The organism is Myxococcus sp. MISCRS1 (assembly GCF_026626605.1).
GTDB classification, from domain to species: domain Bacteria; phylum Myxococcota; class Myxococcia; order Myxococcales; family Myxococcaceae; genus Myxococcus; species Myxococcus fulvus.
Genome location: NZ_JAPNKB010000001.1, coordinates 638,828 through 664,270 on the forward strand (window position 1 = coordinate 638,828; position 25,443 = coordinate 664,270).

At 67.0% G+C, this 25,443-nt stretch carries 23 protein-coding genes and 4 tRNA genes; 2 read left to right on the forward strand and 25 right to left on the reverse strand.

The genetic code is table 11. From position 1 onward, the window contains the following. Nucleotides 1-7 precede the first annotated feature (7 nt). Nucleotides 8-1,879: an OPT family oligopeptide transporter gene (locus OWM54_RS02180; protein WP_267696503.1), complete on the reverse strand. Its 1,872-nt coding sequence runs from the start codon at nucleotides 1,877-1,879 to the stop codon at nucleotides 8-10. 84 nt (nucleotides 1,880-1,963) lie between these two features. Further along, nucleotides 1,964-2,713, reverse strand: coding sequence for a MerR family transcriptional regulator (locus OWM54_RS02185; RefSeq protein WP_223751563.1), 750 nt, complete (start codon nucleotides 2,711-2,713; stop codon nucleotides 1,964-1,966). A gap of 54 nt (nucleotides 2,714-2,767) precedes the next feature. Here OWM54_RS02185 and OWM54_RS02190 point away from each other — a divergent pair, with 54 nt between their 5' ends. Together OWM54_RS02190 and OWM54_RS02195 are read left to right on the forward strand one after the other, a co-directional pair. After that, a complete protein-coding gene (locus OWM54_RS02190; RefSeq protein WP_223751562.1) occupies nucleotides 2,768-3,277 on the forward strand; it encodes a GyrI-like domain-containing protein in 510 nt (169 codons plus the stop codon). Nucleotides 3,278-3,336: 59 nt separating this feature from the next. After that, nucleotides 3,337-4,713: a hypothetical protein gene (locus tag OWM54_RS02195; RefSeq protein WP_267696504.1), complete on the forward strand. Its 1,377-nt coding sequence runs from the start codon at nucleotides 3,337-3,339 to the stop codon at nucleotides 4,711-4,713. 11 nt (nucleotides 4,714-4,724) lie between these two features. Here the strand turns inward: OWM54_RS02195 and OWM54_RS02200 are convergent, their stop codons facing one another. The 23 genes from OWM54_RS02200 to OWM54_RS02310 form a co-directional block, all read right to left on the reverse strand. After that, nucleotides 4,725-5,729, reverse strand: a complete 1,005-nt coding sequence (locus tag OWM54_RS02200) for a carbohydrate kinase family protein (RefSeq protein ID WP_267696505.1) — start codon at nucleotides 5,727-5,729, stop codon at nucleotides 4,725-4,727. A gap of 34 nt (nucleotides 5,730-5,763) precedes the next feature. Further along, nucleotides 5,764-6,498, reverse strand: coding sequence for a DNA repair protein RecO (gene recO / locus OWM54_RS02205; protein ID WP_141326210.1), 735 nt, complete (start codon nucleotides 6,496-6,498; stop codon nucleotides 5,764-5,766). Between the two features lie 8 nt (nucleotides 6,499-6,506). Next, a complete protein-coding gene (locus OWM54_RS02210) occupies nucleotides 6,507-6,893 on the reverse strand; it encodes a helix-turn-helix domain-containing protein (protein ID WP_223751559.1) in 387 nt (128 codons plus the stop codon). Nucleotides 6,894-6,915: 22 nt separating this feature from the next. Next, entirely contained in the window at nucleotides 6,916-7,677 is a 762-nt protein-coding gene (gene tgl / locus OWM54_RS02215; RefSeq protein ID WP_141326208.1) for a social motility TPR repeat lipoprotein Tgl, read from the reverse strand. 33 nt (nucleotides 7,678-7,710) lie between these two features. Beyond that, entirely contained in the window at nucleotides 7,711-8,175 is a 465-nt protein-coding gene (locus OWM54_RS02220; protein ID WP_046713319.1) for a hypothetical protein, read from the reverse strand. A gap of 25 nt (nucleotides 8,176-8,200) precedes the next feature. Beyond that, on the reverse strand, nucleotides 8,201-8,929 hold the full coding sequence (locus tag OWM54_RS02225; RefSeq protein ID WP_267696506.1) for a hypothetical protein: 729 nt from the start codon (nucleotides 8,927-8,929) through the stop codon (nucleotides 8,201-8,203). Nucleotides 8,930-9,058: 129 nt separating this feature from the next. Continuing rightward, the gene (locus OWM54_RS02230; RefSeq protein WP_141326206.1) at nucleotides 9,059-9,799 is read right to left on the reverse strand and encodes a lytic transglycosylase domain-containing protein; all 741 of its coding nucleotides are present in this window, start codon (nucleotides 9,797-9,799) and stop codon (nucleotides 9,059-9,061) included. After that, the gene (locus tag OWM54_RS02235) at nucleotides 9,796-10,146 is read right to left on the reverse strand and encodes a phasin family protein (RefSeq protein ID WP_141326205.1); all 351 of its coding nucleotides are present in this window, start codon (nucleotides 10,144-10,146) and stop codon (nucleotides 9,796-9,798) included. The genes OWM54_RS02230 and OWM54_RS02235 overlap by 4 nt, the downstream gene beginning before the upstream one ends. A 171-nt stretch (nucleotides 10,147-10,317) precedes the next feature. After that, entirely contained in the window at nucleotides 10,318-10,809 is a 492-nt protein-coding gene (locus tag OWM54_RS02240) for a hypothetical protein (RefSeq protein WP_223751556.1), read from the reverse strand. Nucleotides 10,810-11,027: 218 nt separating this feature from the next. Then, nucleotides 11,028-15,242, reverse strand: a complete 4,215-nt coding sequence (rpoC, locus tag OWM54_RS02245; RefSeq protein WP_141326203.1) for a DNA-directed RNA polymerase subunit beta' — start codon at nucleotides 15,240-15,242, stop codon at nucleotides 11,028-11,030. A gap of 133 nt (nucleotides 15,243-15,375) precedes the next feature. Beyond that, nucleotides 15,376-19,605: a DNA-directed RNA polymerase subunit beta gene (rpoB, locus tag OWM54_RS02250; RefSeq protein ID WP_223751555.1), complete on the reverse strand. Its 4,230-nt coding sequence runs from the start codon at nucleotides 19,603-19,605 to the stop codon at nucleotides 15,376-15,378. Nucleotides 19,606-19,783: 178 nt separating this feature from the next. After that, nucleotides 19,784-20,155 (reverse strand): 50S ribosomal protein L7/L12, encoded by a 372-nt coding sequence (rplL, locus tag OWM54_RS02255; RefSeq protein WP_046713313.1) that lies wholly within the window; start codon nucleotides 20,153-20,155, stop codon nucleotides 19,784-19,786. Nucleotides 20,156-20,254: 99 nt separating this feature from the next. Beyond that, nucleotides 20,255-20,776: a 50S ribosomal protein L10 gene (gene rplJ / locus OWM54_RS02260; RefSeq protein ID WP_141326200.1), complete on the reverse strand. Its 522-nt coding sequence runs from the start codon at nucleotides 20,774-20,776 to the stop codon at nucleotides 20,255-20,257. Nucleotides 20,777-21,163: 387 nt separating this feature from the next. Continuing rightward, nucleotides 21,164-21,874 carry a 50S ribosomal protein L1 gene (rplA, locus tag OWM54_RS02265; protein WP_267696507.1) on the reverse strand — a complete coding sequence of 237 codons (711 nt, stop codon included), beginning with the start codon at nucleotides 21,872-21,874 and terminating at the stop codon, nucleotides 21,164-21,166. 34 nt (nucleotides 21,875-21,908) lie between these two features. Beyond that, on the reverse strand, nucleotides 21,909-22,355 hold the full coding sequence (gene rplK, locus OWM54_RS02270) for a 50S ribosomal protein L11 (protein ID WP_015349101.1): 447 nt from the start codon (nucleotides 22,353-22,355) through the stop codon (nucleotides 21,909-21,911). Nucleotides 22,356-22,489: 134 nt separating this feature from the next. After that, on the reverse strand, nucleotides 22,490-23,032 hold the full coding sequence (gene nusG / locus OWM54_RS02275) for a transcription termination/antitermination protein NusG (RefSeq protein WP_046713309.1): 543 nt from the start codon (nucleotides 23,030-23,032) through the stop codon (nucleotides 22,490-22,492). Beyond that, on the reverse strand, nucleotides 23,032-23,475 hold the full coding sequence (secE, locus tag OWM54_RS02280; protein ID WP_223751553.1) for a preprotein translocase subunit SecE: 444 nt from the start codon (nucleotides 23,473-23,475) through the stop codon (nucleotides 23,032-23,034). The genes nusG and secE overlap by 1 nt, the downstream gene beginning before the upstream one ends. 101 nt (nucleotides 23,476-23,576) lie before the next feature. Further along, nucleotides 23,577-23,652 (reverse strand) — tRNA-Trp (locus OWM54_RS02285). 23 nt (nucleotides 23,653-23,675) lie between these two features. Next, on the reverse strand, nucleotides 23,676-23,840 hold the full coding sequence (gene rpmG / locus OWM54_RS02290; RefSeq protein ID WP_015349099.1) for a 50S ribosomal protein L33: 165 nt from the start codon (nucleotides 23,838-23,840) through the stop codon (nucleotides 23,676-23,678). Nucleotides 23,841-23,941: 101 nt separating this feature from the next. Next, nucleotides 23,942-25,132, reverse strand: coding sequence for an elongation factor Tu (gene tuf / locus OWM54_RS02295; RefSeq protein WP_267696508.1), 1,191 nt, complete (start codon nucleotides 25,130-25,132; stop codon nucleotides 23,942-23,944). Nucleotides 25,133-25,149: 17 nt separating this feature from the next. After that, a tRNA-Thr gene (locus tag OWM54_RS02300) sits at nucleotides 25,150-25,225 on the reverse strand. 26 nt (nucleotides 25,226-25,251) lie between these two features. After that, nucleotides 25,252-25,327: transfer RNA gene (locus tag OWM54_RS02305), tRNA-Gly, on the reverse strand. A 9-nt stretch (nucleotides 25,328-25,336) separates the two neighbouring features. Continuing rightward, nucleotides 25,337-25,420: transfer RNA gene (locus OWM54_RS02310), tRNA-Tyr, on the reverse strand. Nucleotides 25,421-25,443 lie beyond the last annotated feature (23 nt).

A 25,443-nucleotide genomic window follows, 5' to 3' on the forward strand; every position in this document is an offset into this window, starting at 1 on the left:
GGAGACGCTACCAGAGCGACTGCGACAGGACGATGGCGACGCCCACCAGCCCCTCGCCCGCGATGCAGCCCGCCGCGAGCGTCACCACCCGCCCTTCGGCTGTCGTGGATTTCACGTAGCTCACGACTCCGGAGATGACGCCGCCCAGGAAGAAACCGAGCGCGTACGACGCGGGCAGCAGACAAGCCAACCCCATGCCCAGGGGCGAAGGTATCCACCGGCCCCACCGTGCGGGGAGCAGTCGCTCGGCGAGCACGAGGAGCGCCGCCAGGAGCGAGGCCCACCCGACCGCGGCGCGGGTCATCGGCGGCAGGCTGTCGAGGCCCGAGGCGAGGATGCGCGCGACACCCGCCGTGCTGAAGACACCGGGTGCGGGGAAGCGCTCGCCGCCCAGCGCCTCCGCGTTCGGCACGAGCAGGAAGAACAGCGGAACCACCGCGAGCGCGCCGATGCCCGAGCCGATCAACTGCGCGAGGAACAAGCGACGGGGGTGGGCCCCCAGCAGGTGTCCCGTCTTCAAGTCGGTGAGCAGGTCCGCGGACGACGACGCCGTGTTCACGGTGATGCCCGCCGTGGCGAGGTTGGCCTGCACCTGGTTCGGCAGCAGCACCCCGTACGTCACCTGCGTCACCTGCCCCAGGGCGCCCACCGGCGTCGAGTCCGTCTCGCCGGTGACGCGACAGGAGATGAGGCACAGCGCGAAGGACATCGCCACGGCGAGCGCTCCGTGCGCCACGGGAACCCCGAAGCCGACGTACGCCACGGCGACGGACGCGGGCGTCAGCACGACGAGCCCCGTGAGCAACCAGCTTCGCGGAACCTGCAGCGCATCCACCGGATGCGGCCTTCCGGGCGTTCGGGAGAGGACACCGCGGAGGGCACGACCCACGACACGGCCCTGGAGCAGGAAGTGCAGCAGCGAGCCGACGACGAGCGCGGCGGTGCCGGGCCACAGGCTCCACTCGAGGTAGCTCCCCTCCTTCGCGTCGACCACGCCCGAGGCGAACACGCGGGGCGCGACGACGCCGTGGATGAGCACCGCGCCCAGCAGCATCGACGTCGTGATGCGCGGCCCCAGCAGCACGCCGGCGCCGATGGGCAGCAGGCTCAGCTCCAGTCCGAAGCCCAGGCGCTCCAGGGTGAGTCCACGCCAGGTCCCCGGCAAGGGCACGGAGACAGGCAGCTTCCCCCACGCATCGCGTGCCAGCGTGACGAGTCCGGAGAAGAGCCCGCCACCGCCGAGCAGTCGCAACCGGGAGGACGCCTCCGAATCCGTGCCATGCATGGCGCGGATGGTGGTCGCCGCGGCGGTGCCTGAAGCGAAGGGCAGCTGCTCATGGTCCACGAGCTGTCGCTTGAAGGGCACGGCGAACAGGACACCGAGCGCGGACAGGAAGAAGGTCCACGCGAGCAGCATCGGCCCTGAGGGATGGTGTCCGGTGACGACGAGCCACGCGCCCTGCACGGACACGAGCGCGCCACCGGTGGCATAGCCCGCGGCCGAGGCGACCGCCTGCGCGTTACACGTCTCCAGCGGAGACAGCGGCGCGCCCGCGACGCCGGGCACCAGGCGCCGGAACAATCCATGGGCGCCCTGCGCGAGCAGCACGGCGGTGATGGCGACACCGAAGACGATGCCCGTCTTGAGGCCGACGTAGAGGTTGGTGGCACAGGTGACCAGACCGATGGCCGCGCCCAACAGCACAGAGCGCAGCGTGAGCTGCGGCAGTCGGTCTCCCTGGTACACATGCTCCAGCCAGTACGAATCCGTCGCCTCGGGCGAGTCCCCTGGGATGCTCAGCAGGGTCAATGACGCGGCGGACGGCGAGAGCGGAGGCGCCGTTGCCTCGGGCGATGCTTGAGGGGGGGACAAGGCCATGGGCCTCTCCATCTTTCCACCCCGCCCTCTTCCGCACGAGCCCCTCCCGTCGCTTCCAGGTGGACACGCGGTGACCGGGAGGCTTCAGCGACGCTGCACGGCCAACATGAGCAGGTAGCGGTCCGGCGTTCCGGGAAGGTAACGCTCCAGGTGGAGAGCGCCTGGACGGAAGCCCAGCTCGTCGAGGAAGCGGAACACGCGGTGCGCGGCCACGTCGTCGCGCAGGCCGCACTCCAAGGTGGCGAAGAGCGTGGGCGGGACCTCCTGACGCCGCGCCCCCGCGGGAGTCCGCCTGCTCGCCTTGATGCGGAACCCGACCTCCCCCGACAGCGTCCCATCCTGGGAGTCGAGCGTCCTCACATAGCCACCGGTGAGCACCGGCACGCCCCGTTGCTGGAGGGCCCGCTTCCTGGAGGCCACCTCGGCGCGGAACGGGAGCGGCGCCTCGTCCGCGCTCGCGGGAAACCAGACAAGGACGGAAGGCTCGTTCCAGTGCTCCAGATGCAGCGGGGGGCGCTCGGGTGTCAAACCGCGCAGGTACTGGTTCGCGACCTGGAGCGAGAGCAGCCTCGCGGCCATCTCCTGGCGCCATGAGGACAGCATCGCCTCTCTCGCGCGGACGTCCTTGCGGAGGAAGTCGCGGATGGCGCGCAGGGGGATGCCCGCGGCGCGAAGGCTCCCGAGGAAGCGCGCCTCCGCGACCTGCTTGGGCGAATACGCGCGATAGCCATTCTCCTGTCGCCCGGCGGGGACGAGCAGGCCCTTGCGCTCGTAGAAGCGCAGGGCGCTCGCGGAGATGCCACAGCGTTCGGAGAACTGGGAAATCGACAGCATGCGACGACATTCTCCTGGAGCTTCAACCAGGTTCAAGGTGCAGGGTATGGCCGCATGAACATCTCCATCGTCTCCCTGGGTGGGCTGTGCCTGGTCGGCCTCAAGGTCGTGGGGCGCCGCAGCGAGCTGAGCCACCGCGTCCCCCTGGCGTGGCTCGAGCTCGTCGCGCGCCTGGGCTCCATTCCCAACGCCGTGAATCCGGACGTGCTCTACGGCGTGTTCCCGGAGAGCGACCACCTGAAGGAGAGCGTCGACGGTGTCTACACGTACAGCGTCTGCGTCCAGGTCCGTCACCTCGGCTCCGTTCCCGAAGGGATGGACGGTCGGGAGCTCCCTCCGCGCGAGTACGCCTTGGCGACGGCGCTGGGCGAGGCATCCGCCATCGACGCGGCGTACATGGGGCTCGCGCAGTGGGAGACGGCGCAAGAGCGGAAGACGGATGTGGGAGCGGACTGTCTGGAGCGCTACGAGCGTCGCCGACAGTGGGTGACGCCCCCCTACGAGCGCTTCGACTACGACATCCTGCGGCCCTTGCTCGCCAGCAAGTCGCCCAGGAATGGGTGAGCGTCGAGCCTGGACACGCTGGCTTGCCTCGTGCGGAAGCGCTTTCCTAGCCTGTCCGCATGAGCTCGACATTCAGACCTTCATCCTCCCTGTTGCTGTTGAGCCTGGTGCCGGCCTGCGGTGCGCCGGGCGAGTCGGAGGTGACGGAGCGCTTACCCGTCGGACAACGGGAGCTGCTCGGAGCGAGTGAGCTTGTGCCGGCCCCCTGGACCTCCACGTACGGAGGCATCGAGGGCTTCGGGGACGTGGCGGTGCAGTCGAGCGGACAGGTGGCGTTCGTGGCCACGTCGTCGTGGGACATCCTCGTGGCGCGGTTCGACCCGAGCGGTCAGCCCCTCTGGGCGAGGCGCTTCGGTGACGAGAACTACCAGCAGGCCACGGGCCTCGCGGTGGATGGCGCGGGCAACATCGTCATCACGGGGGATTACTGGGGCTCGCTCGACTTCGGTGGAGGTCCCCTGCCCTGCCGTGGTGAGCCGGGCGTCCCGAGCGCGTTCCTGGCGAAGTTCGACGCGCAGGGCACGCACGTCTGGAGCCGCTGCTTCGGGGACGGCGGACAGCAGCAGACGGGCTCGCTCGTCACGGCGAGCAACGGCGACGTGCTGGTGAGCGGATACTTCGAGCGCTTCATCGACTACGGCACCGGACCGATACCCGGGACGGGTGCGCTGAATCAGTTCGTCGCGAGGCTCGCCGGAGACACCGGTGCCCTCGTCTGGCACAGCCAATACGAAGCGGGCACGGCCACCGCGCTCACGTCGTTGGCGCTGGATGCCCAGGACAACCTCTACCTCAGCAGCGGCTTCCTGGACGTGCTGTCGGTCGCCGGCATGCCCTGGCTCACGACGCCGGGCTTCAACGTCTACGTGATGAAGCTGGACGCGCATGGCCTGCCCCTCTGGGCGAAGGGCTACGGCGAGCTGCGGAGCCAGACGCTCTGGCGGCTGGCCGCGGACCCTCAGGGCCAGGTCGTCGCGACGGGCGCATTCATCGGCACGGTGAACCATGGCGGCGGACCGCTCTTCAGCGCGGACGGTGACGTGTTCGTCTCCGCGTTCGACGGTGATGGCAACAACCGCTGGAGCCGGAGCTTCGGCGGGGCCGGGTTCGACTGGGCCTACGACGTGGACGTCGACCCCCTGGGCAGCCCCGTGGTGACGGGCACGTTCACCAGCCGCATCGACTTCGGTGACGGGCCCCTGACGAGCGCGGGAGGCGATGATGTCTACGTGGTGAAGCTCGGTCGTGACGGCGAGACGTGGTGGAGCCGAGGCTTCGGCGATCTGCGCAACCAGTCCGCGATGCGCGTCGCCACGGCGGGCCGACGGGATGTCGTCCTGTGGGGACGGCTGCTCGGCACGTTGGACTTCGGCTCGGGTCCGGTGACGGGGATGTCGCCCACGGACTCGTTCCTGACGCGCGTCTCGCCGGAGTAGACGCGAACCGCTCAGCGAGCGTCAGGTCGGGAGGGCCACACCGAGGAGAGCTCCTCCGCGCGTGGCAGGCCCTCCACCGCGCCGGGCTTCTCGACGACCCGCGCCCCCACGGCGCACGCGAAGGTCGCCAGCACCACCAGCTCCTCGCGCGTGGCGGACTCCAGCGCACGGGTGCCGCCGTACCAGCGCACCAGCCCGTGCAGGAGCCCCGCGACGAAGCCATCCCCCGCGCCCGTGGTGTCGACCACCCGGGTTCGAGGCGCCGGCACGTGGACGTCCTCGCCCTTCCAGCGAAACAGCGCGCCCCGCTCGCCGAGCGTCACCACCGGCAGCCTCACGCCCATGCCGGACAGTCGCGTGAGCGCCTCCTGGGGGGACTCCGTGCCGGTGACGAAGCCGATCTCCTCCTCGGACAGCTTCACCACGGTGCACAGCGGCAGCATCCGCGCGAGCAGCGTCTTGAGCTGCGTGGGGTCCTCCCACGCGTGCAGCCGCAGGTTCGGATCACAGCTGACGATGCGGTCCGCCTCGCGCGCCAGGCCGAGCATCCGCACCGTCGCCAGTTGGGCATCCTCACGCTGCAGGGAGTTGGAGCCGCAGTGCACCGCGCGGGCGCGCAGCAGGAAGTCCGCGTCCACGTCGGTCTGCCCCAGGAGGAACTCCGCGGAGCGGGTGCGGAAGAAGGTGAAGCTGCGCTCCCCTTTCGCATCCAGGGAGATGAACACCAGGCCGGTGCGCGCCTCCGTCGTCTGTCGCAGGTGGCTCACGTCCACGCCCTCGCGGGACAGGCTGTCCTTGAGGAAGTGGCCGAACTCGTCCGAGCCCACCACGCCGAGCATCGCCGGCTTCAGCCCCAGCCTCGCCAGCCCCACGGAGACGTTGGCGGGAGAGCCACCGGGACACGGGTGCCACGCGGGCACGTCGCGCACGAGCTTGCCCTGCTCGGAGGGAAGGAAGTCCACCAGCGTCTCACCGAAGCACACCACGTCCAGCGGCGACTCCTGCCCCTCGCTCATGTGACCTCTCTCGTGTGACGGCTTCGGACCCGCGTCAGTCCAGCCCCACCTGGGCCATGAAGTCCACGCTCTTGAGGCGTCGTCCCAGGTGGTGGGCGATGAAGACGTTGAGCAGTCCGCGCGCGCGGGCACGAAGGTCCGCGGGAAGCGGCGTGCGGGCCCCTTCCTGGAGCGCTCGCAGCCCGGACAGCAGCGCGGACGGGACGAGCACCGCCTCCCGAGCACGGGCGCTGCACGGCTCGCACACCGCGCCCCCGTGCGCCTGGTCGAACCGGGGCCGCTCACCGGGCGCTCCGCCACACAGCGAGCACGCATCGAAGCGTGGCATCAGGCCCGCGTGGGCCAGCGCCGCCAGCTCGAAGGCCAGGAGCGACGTGGGCCCCGCCTCCTTCGCATCCAGGCGGCCCAGGTAGCCCTCCAGCAGGATGAAGAGCTCCGGGTGCGGTTCGTGGTCGCGCGTCAGCTCGCGGCACAGCTCCACCGCGTACAGGGCCCGGGCGATGAGCGACAGGTCCTCGCGCGCGGCGTAGTACCCGGCGACGATGTCCGTGGAGTCCAGCCGCACCGTGGAGCCGCGCGTCTCGACGATGTGCACGCGCAGCCGCATGAACGGCTCCAGCGCGCCCGCGAAGCGCCGCTTGCTCTTGCGCGCCCCCGCGGCGAAGGCCGTCAGCTTCCCATGCTCGCGCGTCAGCAGCGTGACGAGCCGGTCCGACTCGCCGTAGTCCACGGTGGACAGCACGAGCGCATCGTCGTCGTAGCGCTCCATGGCGTCATTCAACGCGCGAGCGGAGAAGGAAGCTTCCCGCTCAGCACGAGGAACACGTAGAGGCCCAGCGCCAGGGCCACCAGGAGGACGGACAGCCCCACGTAGGCCCGCTTGCGGCGCTCCTGCTCCAGCTGCGCGGGCGACGGCGCCGGCACCGAGCGGTCCACCTCCTCGTACCGGAGGATGGCCTCCTCGGGGGACAGGCCAATCACCTGGGCGTAGGCCTTGATGTAGTTCACCACGAAGATGCGCGAGGGCAGCCGCTCCACCTGCCCTGCCTCGAGCGCGGCGATGAGCGTCGGGGGAATCTTGGTCTCTCGCGCGACATCCTCGCGAGACATGCCTCGAAGCTCCCGCTGCTGGCTGAGGTACTTGCCGAAGTCGACGTGGTCCACGGTGCGCCCAGATAGCAGAAGACTAGAGCTTTTCGAGCAGCCTTCGGCAGTCGTCCTTCAGCTCCTGTTCTCCCGCCTTCGCCTTGGCCTCGCAAGTGGAGAAGGCCTGCCGGGCCCCTTCCGCCTGCCCCTGCTTCGCCAGACACACGCCCTCGCGCATGTGGGCATCGGCCGCGTCCGGGCAGTTCTCGCGGTAGCGGGAGAAGTTACGGCACGACTCGTCCAGCTTGCCCGTCTCGTCGAAGATGATGCCCAGGTTGCGGTAGCCCATGCAGAAGCCGGGGTTGGTCGTCACCGCCGCCTTGAGGCTCCCCACGGCCCGCTGCGTGTCGCCCTTCTTGTAGAAGGCCCAGCCCATGTTGCCCTGCGCGATGTACGGCGTCACGTAGAGCATGTCGTTGAGGACCTGCTCGTACAGCTTGATGGCCTCGTCGTAGCGCCCCTGGTCCAGGTGCACGTTGGCCAGGTTCGTGCGGGCCTCGGAGAAGGTGGGACGCACCTTCAACGCGCGCTCGTAGTGGCCAATGGCCTCGGCCGGGCGCGCGAAGACGAGGTGCAGCAGGATGCCGATGGCGTTGTTCGCCTCCGGATAGTCGGGATCACTCTCCAGCGACACCTGCAGCTCGCGCAGCGCGTCCTGGACGTGGCCTTGCTGCTGGGCCTGGAGCGCCAGGTCGTAGTGGATCTCCGCCTTGCGGCGCTCCTTCTCCGTGGGGACATGGGCACAGCCGGCGAGCGCGAGCACGAGCGCGAGTGGGCGGAACGCGGAGGCGAAGCGGAGCATGGGGCGGTTCTCGACGACGGGGGTGAGCAAGACTCAGAAGGCCGCGAGGAAGCGGCCCAGGGTGGTGGTGACGTTCTTCTTCTCTTCGGCGCGAGCCTTCACCGCGGGCACCAGCGTGGGGTCCTTGAAGAAGACCGGCAGCGTCTTGAGCCACTCGTCCTGCTGCTCCGGGGGCTGACCGCGCCAGTTGGCGTCATCCATCATGAAGCCGAGCGACTCGACGAAGGCGAGCGCGTCCGACTCGTCCTCGCGGTACTCGTCCGCCGTCGTGTTGCGGCGGCCGGACAGGTACACCGCGCAATCCTCGGCCTCCGCCAGGTAGAGGTACACGAAGACGGCCGCGCCCTGCCCTCCGCGCAGCCCCACGACGAACGCCTGCGCCGGCCCGGCCTGCTTGCCGGGGATGGCCACGTGCGGCGTGTTGAGCGAGGTGTGCAGCGCGAGGATCTGCTCGCGCGTCGCGGGAAGGCCGCGGTAGCGCTCATCCAGGTTGAACACGTCGTGTCTCCGAGAGTCTCGCCCCTCAGCGCGTGGTGAGGGTGAACTCCTGCGTGAGGTCCTTCGACTCCGCCGCCGACGTCTGGAAGCGGATGAGCGGGTTGTCGATCATCACGTTGCCACCGCCCTCGTTGCCCTCGCCAATGATGACCCGGAACAGGTGCTTGGGCGAATCGCTGCGCTTGGAACCGGTGGAAATCTTCCGGGCCATCAGCATCACCTGGTTCGCCCCGGGCTTGAGGTGCTGGGTGATGTCCGCGACCACCTGGTCCTCGTTGCCGCGCAGCTTCCGCAGCCACCGGGAGTTCACGTACACGTCGATGTCGTACTCCGTCATCCCGGGCACCGTCTGCTCCGTCACCAGCCAGTAGCGCTGGGTGATGCGCGTCGGCTGGGTGGCCGTGGCCACCGCCGGCTGGGCCGAGGCCATCCCCGCCGTGGGTACCGCCTGCGCCGCCGGAGCCGCCGTGGCGGCGCCACCCGCGGGCACGGCCTGCGCGACGCTCGGCGTGGGGACCGCGGCCTGGGCGGGAGCCGCCGGAGCGGGCGTCGTCACCGTCGAGACGCGGTAGCCCGCCGCCTCGATGTGGACGTTGCCGGACTCGTCGATGCGGACGGTGGCCTTCTCGAACTTCTGGTTGGTGACGCCGTCGATCAACACGCCGTTGAGATAGACGGAACCCGCCAGGGTGCTCAGCGGGGCCAGCGCCACCAGGGTGGCGACGAGCGCCGCGCGCGAAAAGGGACGATGCATGGGTTCACTCCTCGGAATCTTCAACAGTCCCGGGCACTTGCAACGCTTAGCGCACCCTGGGGACCGGGACAAGGCGCACATGCCTCCGCTTGGAGCGGCCATGGCGCGGCGAGATTCACACGGGGTGTATCAAGGCGTGGGGACGGCGTCCGCCTCGCGCTGGGCGAGCGCCCAGTCTCCGCCCAGGCCATGGCCCTCGCGGAAGCGGCGGAAGTCGCGCCGGACGGCCCGGGGGTAGCGCCGGAAGCGGTCCAGTTCGCCCTGCTTGATGGCATTGCGGATGCGGGTGGGGCCGGCGTTGTAGGCCATCAGCGCCAGCTCCAGGTCGCCGCCGAAGCGGTCCTGCAGCGAGCGCAGGTAGCGGATGCCCAGCCGCACGCACAGCGCCGTGTCGGCCGTCACCTCTTCCCGGGAGAGGCGAAGGCCCTCCTTCTCCGCCAGGAAGTGGAGCGTGCTGGGCTTGATCTGCATCAGCCCCCGCGCGCCCTTCTCGGACACCGCCTCCTCGGCGAAGTCCGACTCCACGTCGATGAGGGCCAGCACCAGGAGCGGATCATACCCCGCCGTCCGGGCCTCCTCGGCGATGGCGTTGCCGAGCTGCCGGCGCAGGGTGAGGCCCAGGCCCGGAGCGCGCCGCGCGAGCACGAGGTCGATGAGGGACGCCTCCGGAGAGGGGCTCTCGGCGACCACGCGCTCGGACAGGACAGGCTGGACCGAGCGCTCCTCCAGCAGCGGCACCAGCCGCGCGGACACGACGAGCGCCACCCCCGCCAGCAGGGGGAGTCGGGAACAGCCTGAGCTCAGAGCGTGGAGAGATTCGAAGAAACGCGTCGCGAACGACCTCCCGCCCGTGGGGGCGGGAGAAGTCACTTGCGTTGCTCCAGGGCCTGGATGCGCTCGGCCACGCGCTCCAACCGGGAGCCGAACGCCTGGAGCTCCTCGCGACGGGGCAGCTTCATCCTGGTGAGGGCCGTGCGAACCCGGTCCTCCACGTTGTGCTCCAGATCCCTACGGTGGCCGGCCAGGCGGTCCGAGAAGGCCTGGGCCTGGCGCTTCACCTCGTCCTGGCTCCAGCCGGCCACGGACGCCACCTTCTGCACCGCGCGGGAGGCCTCCTCTTCGGCCGTGCTGACCGCGAGGAGCGCCTGACTCCAGATGCGCTCAAAAGTTTCCGCGACAGGGTTCTTCTCTCGGGGGGCCTCGGGCTTGTTGTCCAATGGGTCTCTCCGGGAGGGGGTGTACCAGACCCGTGGGCCTGGAACAGTCGAACGGACCTGCCACGTAATCACACCCCCGGGGTGAAGGAAACGAGAACGAGCCCCCTCCCCTGCCTCATGTCCACTCGTGGAGTGGGAAGGGGGCACCATGCGTCAACCACGCATCGCTGTTCAGGCGCGGGGAGAGGAGTCCGTGCCCTTCGAGGCACCCGAGCGTCGGATGGGCTTCAAGAGCGAGTCCACCTTGCGCGACAGCTTGGACAGCTCCTTGTTGAGCTCCTGCAGCTGGGACTGGCTGGCCACGCCCACCGCGCCCACCACCTTGGTCTGCAGCCCGTCCAGGCGCTTCTTCAGCTCGGCGCCGGCCGCGTCCACCTTCTTGCCCAGCTCCTTCACGCGCGGGTCCGTCAGCAGCTCACCGGCCTGGAACTTGGTCCACAGGGCCTGGGCCTCCTTCGTGGCCTCCTGGCGGCGGGCGTCCAGCGCCTTCACCACCTTGCCCGCCTCACCCTCCAGCTCCTCGATGCGCTTCTGCGCCTGCGCGAGCTGGGCCTTGAGAAAGACCTCCACGTTGGAGAAACCGCTCTTCGCCGCCTCGGCGCTCGCGTCCACCGCGGGGGTCGTCTCCTCGTGCTTCGTCTCCGCCTGCTTCGTCGTGGCCATGTGTCGTCCTCCCCTTTTCACCCGGCATCGCCGGGCAGTAACCCAGTGAGTCAAAAACTCTCCGCGCAAAACATAACGCGGCGCGCCATGACCGTCAAGGACGACGTCCCGGAAAGCCCGACTAACTGGGTCTGAAAATGAAACCGCCGCCCCGGCACGAAGACCGGAGCGGCGGGAGGACTGCACCCAGGCTCGCCCGAGGGGCGGCCTGGCGAGCGCTAGGCGGCGCCCGTCGTCTGGGTGCCTTCCGGACGGGGAGCCGGAGCGGACAGGGGCCCACCATCGCCGTGGGCACCGGCCAGCGCGGCCTCCATCTCGTTGACCTCGTCGGTCGGGCTCTCCACCTCGATGTCGAGGTGCTTGTAGTTCGGCAGACCCGTACCGGCGGGGATGAGCCGACCCATGATGACGTTCTCCTTGAGGCCGCGCAGGTAGTCCACCTTGCCGTTGATGGCGGCCTCGGTGAGCACCTTGGTGGTCTCCTGGAAGGAGGACGCCGAGATGAACGACTCGGTGGAGAGCGAGGCCTTGGTGATGCCGAGCAGCAGCGGCTCACCCACGGCCGGGCGCTTGCCCTCGGCCATGATCTTCTCGTTCTCCTCCTCGAACACCCACTTCTCCACCTGCTCGTCGACCAGGAAGTTGGTGTCGCCCACATCCGTGACGCGCACCCGGCGCAGCATCTGCCGGACGATGGTCTCGATGTGCTTGTCGTTAATCTTCACGCCCTGGAGGCGGTAGACCTCCTGCACTTCGTCCACTAGGTAGCGCGCGAGCTCCTTCTCGCCCAGGACCTTGAGGATGTCGTGCGGGTTGGCCGCGCCGTCCATCATCGCCTCGCCGGCCTTCACGCGGTCGCCGGAGTGGACGCTGATGTTCTTGCCCTTGGAGATCAAATACTCCTTGGCCAGGTCCGTGCGCTGCTCGCCGTTCACCTCGGGGGTGATGATGAGCTTGCGCTTGCCCTTGGTGTCCTTGCCGAACGACACCACGCCGTCGATCTCCGCGATGGCCGCGGCATCCTTCGGCTTGCGCGCCTCGAACAGCTCGGCCACGCGGGGCAGACCGCCCGTGATGTCCTTCGTCTTGGTCGTCTCGCGCGGCACCTTGGCGATGACCTCGCCCGGGTGGATCTCATCGCCGTCGTTGACGGTGATGATGGAGCCCTGCGGCAGGAAGTAGCTCGCCGGGTTGCGGGACGAGGGCAGGTCCTTCGTGTTGCCCTGGGCGTCGCGGATGGAGACGCGCGGACGCGCCTCCGGGTCCTTCGACTCGATGACCGTCTTGCGCGACAGACCCGTCACTTCGTCCAGGGTCTCGGACATCGTCACGCCCTCGATGATGTCCTCGTAGCGCACGGTACCGCCCACCTCGGTGAGCAGCGGGATGGCGAACGGATCCCACTCCGCCAGCAGCGTGCTCGCCTCGATGCGCTGGCCTTCCTTCACCAGGATGCGGGCGCCGTAGATGACCTGGTAGCGCTCGCGCTCGCGGCCGGAGTCGTCGACGACGACCAGCTCGCCGTTGCGGTTCATCGCCACGAGCGTGCCGTCCGTCTTCTGCACCGTGATGAGGCCCGCGAACTTCACGCTACCGGCGTACCGGTTCTCCAGGCTGGACTGCTCCGCGCGCCGCGTCGCCGCGCCACCGATGTGGAACGTGCGCATCGTCAGCTGCGTACCCGGCTCACCGATGGACTGCGCCGCGATGACACCCACGGCCTCGCCCACGGACACCTTGCGGCCACGCGCCAGGTCACGGCCGTAGCACTCCACGCAGATGCCGCGCTTGGCCTGGCACGTGAGCACCGAGCGGATCTTCACCTTGTCCAGGCCGCTGTTCTCGATGCGGCGGACGCGGTCCTCGTCGATCTCCTCGTTGGCGCGCACCAGCACCTCGCCCGTGACGGGGTCGAGGATGTCGTCCAGGGCCACGCGGCCCAGGATGCGCTCGCCGAGCGGCTCGATGATCTCACCACCCTCGACCAGGGCCCCGATGAACAGACCGTCCATGGTGCCGCAGTCGTACTCGTTGATGATGGCGTCCTGCGCCACGTCAACGAGACGGCGGGTGAGGTAACCGGAGTTGGCCGTCTTGAGCGCCGTGTCCGCCAGACCCTTGCGGGCGCCGTGCGTGGAGATGAAGTACTGGAGCACCGAGAGACCCTCGCGGAAGTTCGCGGTGATGGGCGTCTCGATGATTTCGCCGGACGGCTTCGCCATCAGTCCGCGCATACCGGCGAGCTGACGGATCTGCTGGGCGCTACCACGCGCGCCCGAGTCGGCCATGATGTAGATGGGGTTGAACGACGGCTGCTTGCGCGACTCCCGCTTGCCGTCCTTCTCCCGCGAGGCCTCCTCCTGGGAGATCTGCTGCATCATCTCCTGGGCGACCTTCTCCGTCACCTCGGCCCAGATATCGATGACCTTGTTGTAGCGCTCGCCGTCGGTGATGAGACCCTCGAGGTACTGGTTCTCGATCTCCGACACCTCCTTGCCCGCGTAGTCCAGGAACTCCTGCTTCTTCGCGGGGATGATCATGTCCTTCAGCGCGATGGAGATACCGGCGCGCGTGGCGTTGAAGTAGCCGAGGCTGCGGATGCGGTCCGCGAGCAGCACCGTCTCCTTCTCACCCGTCAGGCGGTAGCAGAGGTCGATGAGGCCGCCGAGCGACTTCTTGTCGAGCACCTTGTTGATGGCGTCGAAGCCCACGCGGCGGGGAACCACCTCCCACAGCAGGACACGGCCGACGGTGGTCTCCTTGCGCTTGCCGTCGATGCGGCAGACCACCTTCGCCTGCAGGTGCACCTCGCCGTGGTCGTACGCGGCGCGGACCTCGTCGGGCGAGCTGAACACGCGGCCCTCGCCGTTGGCGAACTCGCGGGCTCGGGTCATGTAGTAGATGCCGAGCACCATGTCCTGCGTCGGGACGATGATGGGCTTGCCGTTCGCGGGGCTGAGGATGTTGTTCGTCGACATCATCAGCACGCGGGCCTCCATCTGAGCCTCGATGGAGAGCGGCACGTGCACGGCCATCTGGTCACCGTCGAAGTCGGCGTTGAACGCCGCGCAGACGAGCGGGTGCAGCTGGATGGCCTTGCCCTCGATGAGCACGGGCTCGAAGGCCTGCATGCCCAGGCGGTGCAGCGTGGGCGCGCGGTTGAGGAGCACCGGGTGCTCGCGGATGACGTCCTCGAGGATGTCCCAGACCTCGGGACGCTCCTTCTCCACCATCTTCTTGGCCGACTTGATGGTGGTGACGTAGCCCTTCTCTTCGAGCTTGTTGTAGATGAACGGCTTGAACAGCTCGAGCGCCATGATCTTCGGCAGGCCGCACTGGTGCAGGCGCAGCTCGGGACCGACGACGATGACGGAGCGGCCCGAGTAGTCCACGCGCTTGCCGAGCAGGTTCTGGCGGAACCGGCCCTGCTTGCCCTTGAGCATGTCGGACAGCGACTTGAGCGGGCGCTTGTTGGGGCCCGTGATCGTCTTGCCGCGGCGGCCGTTGTCGAACAGCGCGTCGACGGCCTCCTGCAGCATCCGCTTCTCGTTGCGGATGATGATGTCCGGAGCGTTGAGCTCCTGCAGGCGCTTGAGACGGTTGTTGCGGTTGATGACGCGGCGGTACAGGTCGTTCAGGTCGGAGGTCGCGAAGCGGCCACCGTCGAGGGGAACGAGCGGGCGCAGGTCCGGCGGGATGACCGGAATCACGTCCAGCATCATCCACTCGGGCTTGTTGCCGGAGACGCGGAACGCCTCGGCCACCTTCAGGCGCTTGGCGTACTTCTTCCGCTTCGCCTCGCTGGTGGTCTCGCGCATGTCCTTGCGCAGCGCCTCGGACAGCTTCTCCACGTCCAGGCCCTTGAGCATCTCGCGGACGGCCTCGCCGCCCATGCCCGTGGTGAAGGAGTCCTCACCGTGCTCCTGGTAGAGCCGGTGCATCTTCTCCTCGCTGATGAGCTCACCGGCCTGCAGCGGCGTCGACTTGGGGTCGAGGACGATGTAGCTCTCGCAGTAGAGGACCTTCTCCAGCTCCTTGAGCGTGATGTCGAGCAGGTTGCCGATGCGGCTGGGCAGCGACTTGAGGAACCAGATGTGGGCCACCGGCGTGGCCAGGGTGATGTGACCCAGGCGCTCGCGGCGGACCTTCGACTGGATGACCTCCACGCCACACTTCTCACACACCACGCCACGGTGCTTCATGCGCTTGTACTTGCCGCAGTTGCACTCGTAGTCCTTCACCGGCCCGAAGATGCGGGCGCAGAACAGGCCGTCACGCTCCGGCTTGAACGTGCGGTAGTTGATGGTCTCGGGCTTCTTCACCTCACCGTGCGACCACTGGCGGATCTTGTCGGGCGACGCCAGCGCGATGCGAATGGCGTTGAACGACAACGGGTCCTTCGGCTTCTCGAAGAAGTTGAAAATGTCCTTCACGTTGCCTCCGAAATCTCGTGAGGCGTCCCCCGTGGGGAACGCCAGCTGATTCGGGCCCCCGCCCCGGACCCGGCCGCGCCCACCCCCTCACGGGGTGGCGGGCGGCCGGTCAGGCGGGCGCGCCGGCTCTAACTCAGGCCTCGGTCCCGGTCTTGCGCTCCTCGCCGTCACCGCCGCCGAGGAAGTCGCCGCCGAAGCTGCGCTGCCGCTCCGGGGGGGCGCTCTCGAGCAGCTCGACGTCCAGCGCGAGCGACTGGAGCTCCTTGAGGAGCACGTTGAACGACTCGGGCAGGCCGCTCTCCAGGACGTTGTCGCCCTTGACGATGGCCTCGTACATGCGCGTGCGGCCCACCACGTCGTCCGACTTGACGGTGAGGAACTCCTGCAGCGTGTACGCCGCGCCGTAGGCCTCCATCGCCCAGACTTCCATCTCGCCCAGACGCTGACCGCCGAACTGCGCCTTGCCGCCCAGCGGCTGCTGGGTGACCAGGGAGTAGGGCCCGATGGAACGCGCGTGGATCTTCTCGTCCACCAGGTGGTGCAGCTTGAGCATGTACATCACGCCCACGGTGACGTTCTGGTCGAACGGCTCACCCGTGCGGCCGTCGAAGAGCACCATCTGGCCCGTGCGGGGCAGCTTGCCCTCGTCGAGCAGCTGGTGGATCTCCAGCTCCTGGGCGCCGTCGAACACCGGCGTCGCCACGTGGATGCCGCGCTTGGAGCGACGGCACAGCTGGCGGATCTCCTCCTCGTCCAGCTTGTCGAGGAACGCCGCGAACGGGGTCTCCGCGCCGTAGATGACCTTGAGGCGCTCCTTGATGGCCTCCGCGCCCCAGTTGTCCTCCACGTAGCGCTGCAGCGCCTCGCCGGTGCCCTTGGCGGCCCAGCCCAGGTGCGTCTCGAGGATCTGCCCGATGTTCATGCGGCTGGGAACGCCGAGCGGGTTGAGGACGATGTCCACCGGACGGCCGTCCTCCAGGTACGGCATGTCCTCCTCGGGGAGGATGCGGGACACGACGCCCTTGTTTCCGTGGCGGCCGGCCATCTTGTCGCCCACGGCCAGCTTGCGCTTGATGGCGACGTACACCTTCACCATCTTGATGACGCCCGGAGGCAGCTCGTCGCCCTTCTTGATGCGGGCGATCTTCTCGCCGAAGGCCAGCTTCACGGCCTCCTTCGTCTCCTCCAGGTTGCGCAGGATGTCGCGCACGCGGGAGTCGAGCGGGTCACCGACGGAGATCTCACCCCAGTACTTGTAGGGCACCGTGGCCAGCAGCGCGTCGTCGAGGATGTCCCCCTTCTTCAGGAGGATCTTCCCCTTGTCGTCCACGAGCTTGCCCTGGACCTCCTTGCCGCGGACCAGCGCGCGGATGCGGCCGATGGCGCTGTCCTGGAGGACCTTGATCTCGTCGTTCTGGTCCTTGAGGAGCTTCGCCTCCTCCATGGACTCGATCTGCTTGGCGCGCTCGTCCTTCTCCACGCCCTTGCGGCTGAACACCTTGGCGTTGATGACGGTGCCCACCACGCCCGGGGGCACGCGCAGGGAGCTGTCGCGCACGTCGCCGGCCTTCTCGCCGAAGATGGCTCGCAGGAGCTTCTCTTCGGGAGACAGCTGGGTCTCGCCCTTCGGGGTGATCTTGCCCACCAGCACGTCGCCCGGCTTCACCTCGGCGCCGATGCGGATGATGCCGGACTCGTCGAGGTCCTTGAGGGCCTCCTCACCCACGTTCGGGATGTCGCGGGTGATCTCCTCCTTGCCCAGCTTGGTGTCGCGCGCGATGCACTCGAACTCCTCGATGTGGATCGACGTGAAGACGTCGTCCTTGAGGATGCGCTCGCTGATGAGGATGGAGTCCTCGAAGTTGTAGCCCTGCCACGGCATGAACGCGACGACCACGTTCTGCCCCAGCGCCAGCTCGCCCGTCTCGGTGGCCGGGCCGTCGGCGATGACGTCACCCTTCCGGACCTTGTCGCCCTTGCTGATGATGGGCTTCTGGTTGAGGCAGGTGTTCTGGTTGGAGCGCTGGTACTTGAGCAGGTTGTAGATGTCGACCTCGCTCGACACGTCGCTCAGCGAGGCCGGCACGTCCGCCTTCACCACGATGCGGCCGGCGTCCACGCTCTCCACCGTGCCGTCACGGCGCGCGACACACGTCACGCCCGAGTCGCGCGCGACGATGGCCTCGATGCCCGTGCCCACCAGCGGAGCGCTGGTGCGCAGCAGCGGAACCGCCTGGCGCTGCATGTTCGAGCCCATGAGGGCGCGGTTGGCGTCGTCGTTCTCCAGGAACGGGATGAGCGACGCGGCCACCGACACCAGCTGGTTCGGCGACACGTCCATCAGGTCCACGTCCTCGGCGCGCGCCTGGACGAACTCACCGCCGCGGCGGCTGGACACGAGCGCGTTGACGAACTTGCCCTTCTTGTCCGTCTCCGCGTTCGCCTGCGCGATGGTGTGCTTCTCCTCCTCGAGCGCCGAGTAGAAGGCCACGTCCGTCGTCACCACGCCGGCGTCGACCTTGCGGTACGGCGTCTCCACGAAGCCGAACTCGTTGACGCGCGCGTAGGTTGACAAGGACGCGATGAGGCCGATGTTCGGACCTTCCGGCGTCTCGATGGGGCAGATGCGGCCGTAGTGCGTCGGGTGGACGTCGCGGACCTCGAAGCCCGCGCGCTCACGCGTGAGGCCGCCGGGCCCGAGCGCGGACAGACGACGCTTGTGCGTGACCTCGGACAGGGGGTTCGTCTGGTCCATGAACTGCGACAGCTGGCTGGACCCGAAGAACTCCTTGATGACCGCGGTGACGGGCTTGGCGTTGATGAGGTCGTGCGGCATGAGCGTCTCGATCTCCTGGAGGCTCATGCGCTCCTTGATCGCCCGCTCCATGCGAACCAGACCGATGCGGTACTGGTTCTCGAGCAGCTCGCCCACCGCGCGCACGCGCCGGTTGCCAAGGTGGTCGATGTCGTCGATGGTGCCCTTGCCGTTCTTCAGATCGATCAGGTAGCGGATCACCTCGAGGATGTCCCGCTTGGTGAGGATCTGCCCGTCGAGCGGCTCCTCGAGGCCGAACTTGAAGTTCAGCTTGAGGCGCCCCACCTTGGACAGGTCGTAGCGCTCGGGGTTGAAGAACAGGTTCGTGAACAGGTTGATGGCCGTCTCGGGCGTCGGCGGATCGCCAGGACGCAGACGACGGTAGATCTCCATGATGGACTGCTCGGGCGTCTCGAGCTTGTCCAACATGAGCGTCTCACGCAGGTAGGGACCCACGTTGAGGTTGTCGATGAAGAGGACCTTGAACTCCTTGATGTTGCGCTTGAGGAGCTCGTCCACCTTCTCCTGCGAGACTTCCTCGTTGCACTCGAGGATGACCTCGCCGGTGTTCTCGTCCACCACGTCGTACGCGGACACCTTCGTGAAGAGCTCGTCCGCGTCGATGGGGAGCGTCTTCATCTTCGCCGCCTCGAGCTTCTTGATGGCGACGCGGGTGAACTTGCGGTTCTTCTTGACGATCAGCTCACCCGTCTTCGTCTTGATGTCGCGGGTGGCGCGCTGGCCCGGGAGCAGCTCCAGCTCGACGCTCTTCTCGAAGTCCGTCGCGCTCTGGAGGTAGATGGTCTCCGTGGCGTAGTAGTAGTTGAGGATCTCCTCGGTGGAACCCTTGAACTCCAGCGGGTTCTTCTTCGCGGTGTCGCTGACGGCGCCCAGGGCGCGGATGAGCACCGTGGCGGGCAGCTTGCGACGCCGGTCGATGCGCACGTACAGCAGGTCCTTGTGGTCGAACTCGAAGTCGATCCACGAACCGCGGTAGGGGATGATGCGGGCGTTGTAGAGCAGCTTGCCCGACGAGTGGCTCTTGCCCTTGTCGTGGTCGAAGAACGCGCCCGGGCTGCGGTGCAGCTGGCTGACGACCACGCGCTCCGTGCCGTTGATGATGAAGGTGCCGTTCTGGGTCATCAGCGGGATTTCCCCGAAGTAGACCTCCTGCTCCTTCACGTCGCGGATGGACTGCGCGCCGGTCTCCTCATCCTTGTCCCACACCACCAGGCGAACGACGACCTTGATGGGGGCGGAATAGGTCATGCCACGCTGGTGGCACTCATCGACGTCGTACTTCGGCTTCTCCAGGTGGTAGCTGACGAACTCCAGCGACGACGTCTCGTTGAAATCCCGAATCGGGAAAACCGAGTTGAAGACACCCTGAAGGCCGATGTCCTCACGCTTCTCCGGGGCGATATCGGCCTGGAGGAACTTCTCGTAGGACTGCTTCTGGATGTTGATAAGATTGGGAATGTCGATGATCTTCGCGATCTTCGCGAAGGTCTTCCGCACGCGGAAATTGTTCTGGATCTGCGTCGGCATTCTGGCTCCGGGGACGGCTGCTCGGGCGGGGCAAACTTCAGTAACGCGCGGCGGCGCCGGGAAATTTGCAACGGTCAAATGGGCAAAGCCGGCAGCCCCCCTACTGGGAGCGCCGGCCTGCTCATCCGGTCAGGAGGCTGCTTGGAAATTCCCGGAAACCAAGCAGCCCCTGTACGACTTACTTGATGTCGACGGTGGCGCCAGCGGCAACGAGCTGGTCCTTGATCTTCTTGGCGTCGTCCTTGTTGACGCCCTCCTTGACCGTCTTGGGCGCGCCCTCGACCAGGTCCTTGGCCTCCTTCAGGCCCAGGCCGGTGATCGCGCGGATCTCCTTGATGACGTTGATCTTGTTGGCGCCGGCGTTCGACAGCACCACCGTGAACTCCGTCTTCTCCTCGACCGGGGCGGCGGCCACGGCGGCGGGGCCGGCGGCAACGGCAACGGCGGCGGCGGAGACGCCCCACTTCTCCTCGAGGGCCTTCACCAGGTTGGCGGCCTCGATGATGGTCAGGCCGGAGAGCTGCTCAACGATTGCATTCAGGTCAGCCATGGAACTCGTCCTTCTGGGTTTGACTAACGGCCTGCGTCCCCGTGGGAGCTGTGGCCGTCAAGGTTGGTGTAGAAAAACTTCTCGGATGAATCAGGAAAACTAACCCTGCGCCTTGTCCGCGTGGGCCTGAACGACCCGCGCGAGCTGGGAACCCGGGGCGGCAATCGTCCGAACCAGCTTGCCAGCCGGCTGGTTGAGCATGCCGAGCAGCTGCGCCCGGAGCTCGTTGAGACCCGGCAGCTTCGCCAGCTGCTTGACGCCGTTGACGTCGACCTTGCGGCCGTCGACCACGGCGGTGCGGATCTTGATCTTGTCCTCGAGGTCCTTCGTGAACTCGGTCAGGATCTTCGCCGGGGCCACCACGTCGCCGTAGCTCAGGCACAGAGCCACCGGACCCGTGAAGTCATCAGCGATGACAGCCACGTCCGTGCCCTGCGCGGCACGGCGCGCCAGCGTGTTCTTGATGACCTTGTACTCGACGCCGCCCTCGCGGAACTTCTTGCGCAGCTTCGTCACCGTCTCCACATCCACCTTGGAGAACTCCGCGACGATGGCCGACTTGGTCCGCGAGAACTTCTCGTGGAGCTCCTTGATCATCTCCTCCTTCTCGCTCTTCAGCACTTTGACTCACCTCCTTCTTGGCCCGTCTTCCGACGGGCGTGATGCCTGGGCCAAAGTGGCAGAGCGAGAGGAGCCTCCGAGAGACACCACACCGCACCTCCAGTCTCGGCAGGGCTGGCCTTGCGGCCGTTTGAACCCGACAGAGGAAGCCACGCCCCGACCGGTTGTCCGGTTCCCAACGGGGCACTTCTCCTCTGACCGGGTCCCTGCTGTCATGAACCAGGTCGAAGCGCACGCCTCATGACGTGGCGCTCCAATTGCAAAAGCCGGGGGCCTATACCCCCGGCTTCGGCAAAGATCCAGAACTTTCGAACCTGAGACGTCAGGCAGGCGGCAGCTCTGACTCCCCCACTGCGGGGAAGTGAGCACCGCCCGCCTGCTGGCCGCCTAGCGGTGGCGGGCCAGAATCTCCTGGGTATCGATCTTGATGCCCGGGCCCATCGTGGTGGAGATGGCGATGCCCTTCAGGTACACGCCCTTGGCGGTGGCCGGCTTGAGCTTCATCACCAGGTCCAGCAGCGCGTTGAAGTTGCCCTCGAGCTTGTCCACCGAGAAGGAGGACTTGCCCATCTTCGCGTGGACGATGCCGGCCTTCTCCGCGCGGAAGTCGACCTTACCGCCCTTGGCGTCGCGGATGGCCTTGGCCACGTCCATGGTCACCGTGCCGACCTTCGGGTTCGGCATGAGGCCACGAGGACCGAGCACCTTACCGAGGCGACCCACGATACCCATCATGTCCGGGGTGGCGATGACGGTGTCGAAGTCGAGGAAGCCCTCCTCGATGCGCTTCTGGAGGTCCTCCGCGCCGACGATGTCCGCGCCCGCGTTGCCAGCCTCGGTGGCGCGCTCGCCCTTGGCGAACACGGCCACGCGCACGGTGGCGCCCGTACCGTTCGGGAGGACCACGGCGCCACGGACCATCTGGTCCGCGTGCTTCGGGTCCACACCCAGGTTGATGGCCACGTCGACCGTCTGGTCGTACTTCGACGCGCGCGCATCCACCGTCTTCTTCAGCAGCGCGAAACCCTCGGCCACCGTGTAACGCTTCTCGCGGTCCACCAGCGCGGCGGCCGCCCGGAACTTCTTCCCATTAGCCATGACAGAAATCCTCGTCCGTGAGTGGGGCGGCGGCCTAGCCGACGACGTCGATGCCCATGGAGCGCGCGGTGCCAGCAATGGTGTTCATGCAGGCCTCGAGCGACGCGGCGGTGGTGTCCTGAATCTTCTTCTTGGCGATCTCCTCGAGCTGCGCGCGGGTGATCTGCCCCACCTTCTCCTTGCCAGGCTTCTTCGCTCCCGAGCCCTTCTTCTTCTCGGTGTGCAGGCCCGCCGCCTTCTTGATGAGGACGGCCGCCGGAGGCGTCTTGAGGATGAACGTGAAGGAGCGGTCCTGATAGACGGTGATGATCACCGGGATGATCAGCCCCTCCTTGGCCTCCGCCTGCGTCTTCGCGTTGAACTGCTTGCAGAACTCCATGATGTTCACGCCCTGCTGACCGAGCGCGGGGCCGATCGGCGGGGCGGGGTTCGCCTTGCCGGCGGGAATCTGCAGCTTGACCTGACCTGTGACCTTCTTCATCGGCTGACAACTGCCTTTCGAGGGGGTGGTCCAGACGGGCCTCCAGACGGGGAGGCTCTCCCACCCATGGGACCGCGTCCTGACGGACGCGGAAGTACCGCGAGGCGCGCTCTATCCGAGTCGCCCGCGAAAAACTAGCCGGTGGTCTTCTCCACCTGCATGAAGTCCAGCTCCACGGGGGTGGCGCGACCGAAGATGCTCACGAGCACCTTCACGCGACCCTTCTCCGCGTTGACCTCTTCCACCGTGCCGTTGAAGTTGGCGAACGGGCCGTCCACCACACGCACCGTGTCGCCGTCGTCGAACTGCACCTTGGGCTTGGGCTTGAGCGTGCCCTCGGAGATCTGCGACGTGAGGTTCGCGACCTCCTTCTCCGAGATGGGCCGCGGCTGCTCGTTCTGCCCCGTCCCCGGGAAGCCGGTGATCTTCGGCGTGTTCTTCACCAGGTGGAGCGTCCGGTCGTTCAGCTCCATCTGCACGAAGATGTAGCCAGGGAAGAACTTGCGGCGAGAGGTCTTCTTCTCGCCCTTCACCATCTCCACGACCTGCTCCATGGGGATGAGGATCTCACCGAACTGGTCCTGGAGCCCCTCGAGGCGGATCTTCTCCTCCAGGCTCTTCTTCGCCTGGTTCTCGAAGTTCGAGTAGGTGTGGACCACGAACCATTTCATCGCCATTACAGCTTCCCCCACAGGGACGGCAGCCACTCCACCATCAAGTTGTATGCGACGGTGTCGATGCAGAAGAGCAGCACCGCGGCCACGAGCGAGGCGACGACCACGGCCACGGTCGACGTCCGGGTCTCCGGCCAGGTAGGCCAGGACACCTTCATCAGCTCGGACGCGACCTCCATGGAGAGGGTGTGCGTCTTGGGGTGGAAGTAGCCGGCCAGTGCGAGGCCCACGGCCGCCAGGTAGCCCACGAGCGTGGACACCTTCCAGTCCAACCCCTCGACGAGCACCGCATCGGGCCATCCGAAGCTGGCCCACAGCGCTCCGAACAAGCGCTCCAGGAACAGCGCCAGGATGATGCCGGCGAGGAGGTAGAAGATGACCACGAGCCGCTTCGGATCCATCGCCGAGCGGTTAGCCTGCTGGCTGGCCTCTGATGCCGTCGCCATGGTGCCTCACGAGGTACTGCGAAAGCGAAATTTCACGAACTGCGGAAACACAGGAACCCCCGGTACCTCCAGGTACCGGGGGCCCCGCTCCCACTGAGACTTGGCAGGCCAGGAGGGATTCGAACCCCCAACACGCGGATTTGGAGACCGCTGCTCTACCGTTGGAGCTACTGGCCTAGAATCTCTCAGGAACTACCGACCTAGACCTTACCTTCCTTGTGGTCCGTATGCTTGCGGCATCGCGAGCAGAACTTGCTCAGCTCGAGCTTGTCCTGGCTCTTCCGCTTGTTCTTCGTGGTCGTATAGTTCCGCTCCTTGCACACCGTGCACTCGAGCGAAATGATGGAACGATTGCCCTTCGGCATGGCCTACCTCTTCAGACACGGAAGGGGAAGGTTACCATCAGGCACCTTCCCCTCGGAATCCGGTGTTTGGGGCCAGGGAGCTTGAAAGCTCCCCGGGCGGGTTACTCGATGACTTCCGCCACGACGCCAGCGCCCACCGTGCGGCCACCCTCGCGAACGGCGAAGCGCAGCTCCTTCTCCATCGCGACAGGGGTGATCAGCTCCACCTCGATCGCGATGTTGTCGCCCGGCATCACCATCTCCACGTTCTCCGGCAGCTTCACCGTTCCCGTCACGTCCGTCGTGCGGAAGTAGAACTGGGGACGGTAGCCCTTGAAGAACGGGGTGTGGCGACCACCCTCTTCCTTCGACAGCACGTAGATCTGCGCCTTGAACTTGGTGTGCGGCGTGATGCTGCCAGGCTTGGCAATCACCTGCCCACGCTCCATGTCCTCACGCTTCAGGCCGCGGACCAGCGCGCCGATGTTGTCGCCCGCCATGCCCTCGTCCAGCAGCTTGCGGAACATCTCCACGCCCGTGACCACGGTCTTCTGCGTCGGGCGCAGGCCGACGACCTCGACCTCCTCGCCGACCTTGATCTTGCCACGCTCCACGCGGCCCGTCGCCACCGTTCCACGGCCGGCGATGGAGAACACGTCCTCCACCGGCATCAGGAAGGGCTTGTCCGTCGCGCGCTGCGGCGTCGGGATGTAGCTGTCCACCGCCGCCATCAGCTTCAGGATGGCCGGCTCGCCGATGTCGCTCGTGTCACCCTCGAGCGCCTTCACCGCGGAGCCCGGGATGATGGGGATGGTGTCGCCGGGGAACTCGTACTTCTTCAGGAGGTCACGCACCTCCATCTCCACCAGCTCGCGCAGCTCCGGGTCGTCCAGCAGGTCCACCTTGTTCAGGAAGACCACGATGTACGGAACACCGACCTGGCGCGCCAGCAGGATGTGCTCACGCGTCTGGGGCATCGGGCCGTCCGCCGCCGACACCACCAGAATCGCGCCGTCCATCTGCGCCGCGCCCGTGATCATGTTCTTCACGTAGTCGGCGTGGCCCGGACAGTCGACGTGCGCGTAGTGACGGTTCGCCGTCTGGTACTCCACGTGCGCCGTCGAAATCGTGATGCCGCGCTCGCGCTCTTCCGGCGCCTTGTCGATCTGGTCGTACGCCAGGAACGTGGCGCCGCCCGTCTTCGCCAGCACCTTCGTGATGGCCGCCGTCAGCGACGTCTTGCCGTGGTCCACGTGTCCGATCGTGCCGATGTTCACGTGGGGCTTGTTACGCTCGAACTTCTCCTTGGCCATGACACTCCTCTAAAAAATGGAGCCCTGAACCAGGATTGAACTGGTGACCTCATCCTTACCAAGGATGCGCTCTGCCAACTGAGCTATCAGGGCTTGGCGATGCTATGAACTACAACGTTTGGAGCGGGAAATGGGATTCGAACCCACGACATTCAGCTTGGAAGGCTGACGCTCTACCAACTGAGCTATTCCCGCAATGCCGAGTGGAGGGAGATGGATTCGAACCATCGAAGGCGTAGAGCCGGCAGATTTACAGTCTGCTCCCTTTGGCCGCTTGGGTATCCCTCCAGAATTTTGAACCACCGACTTCA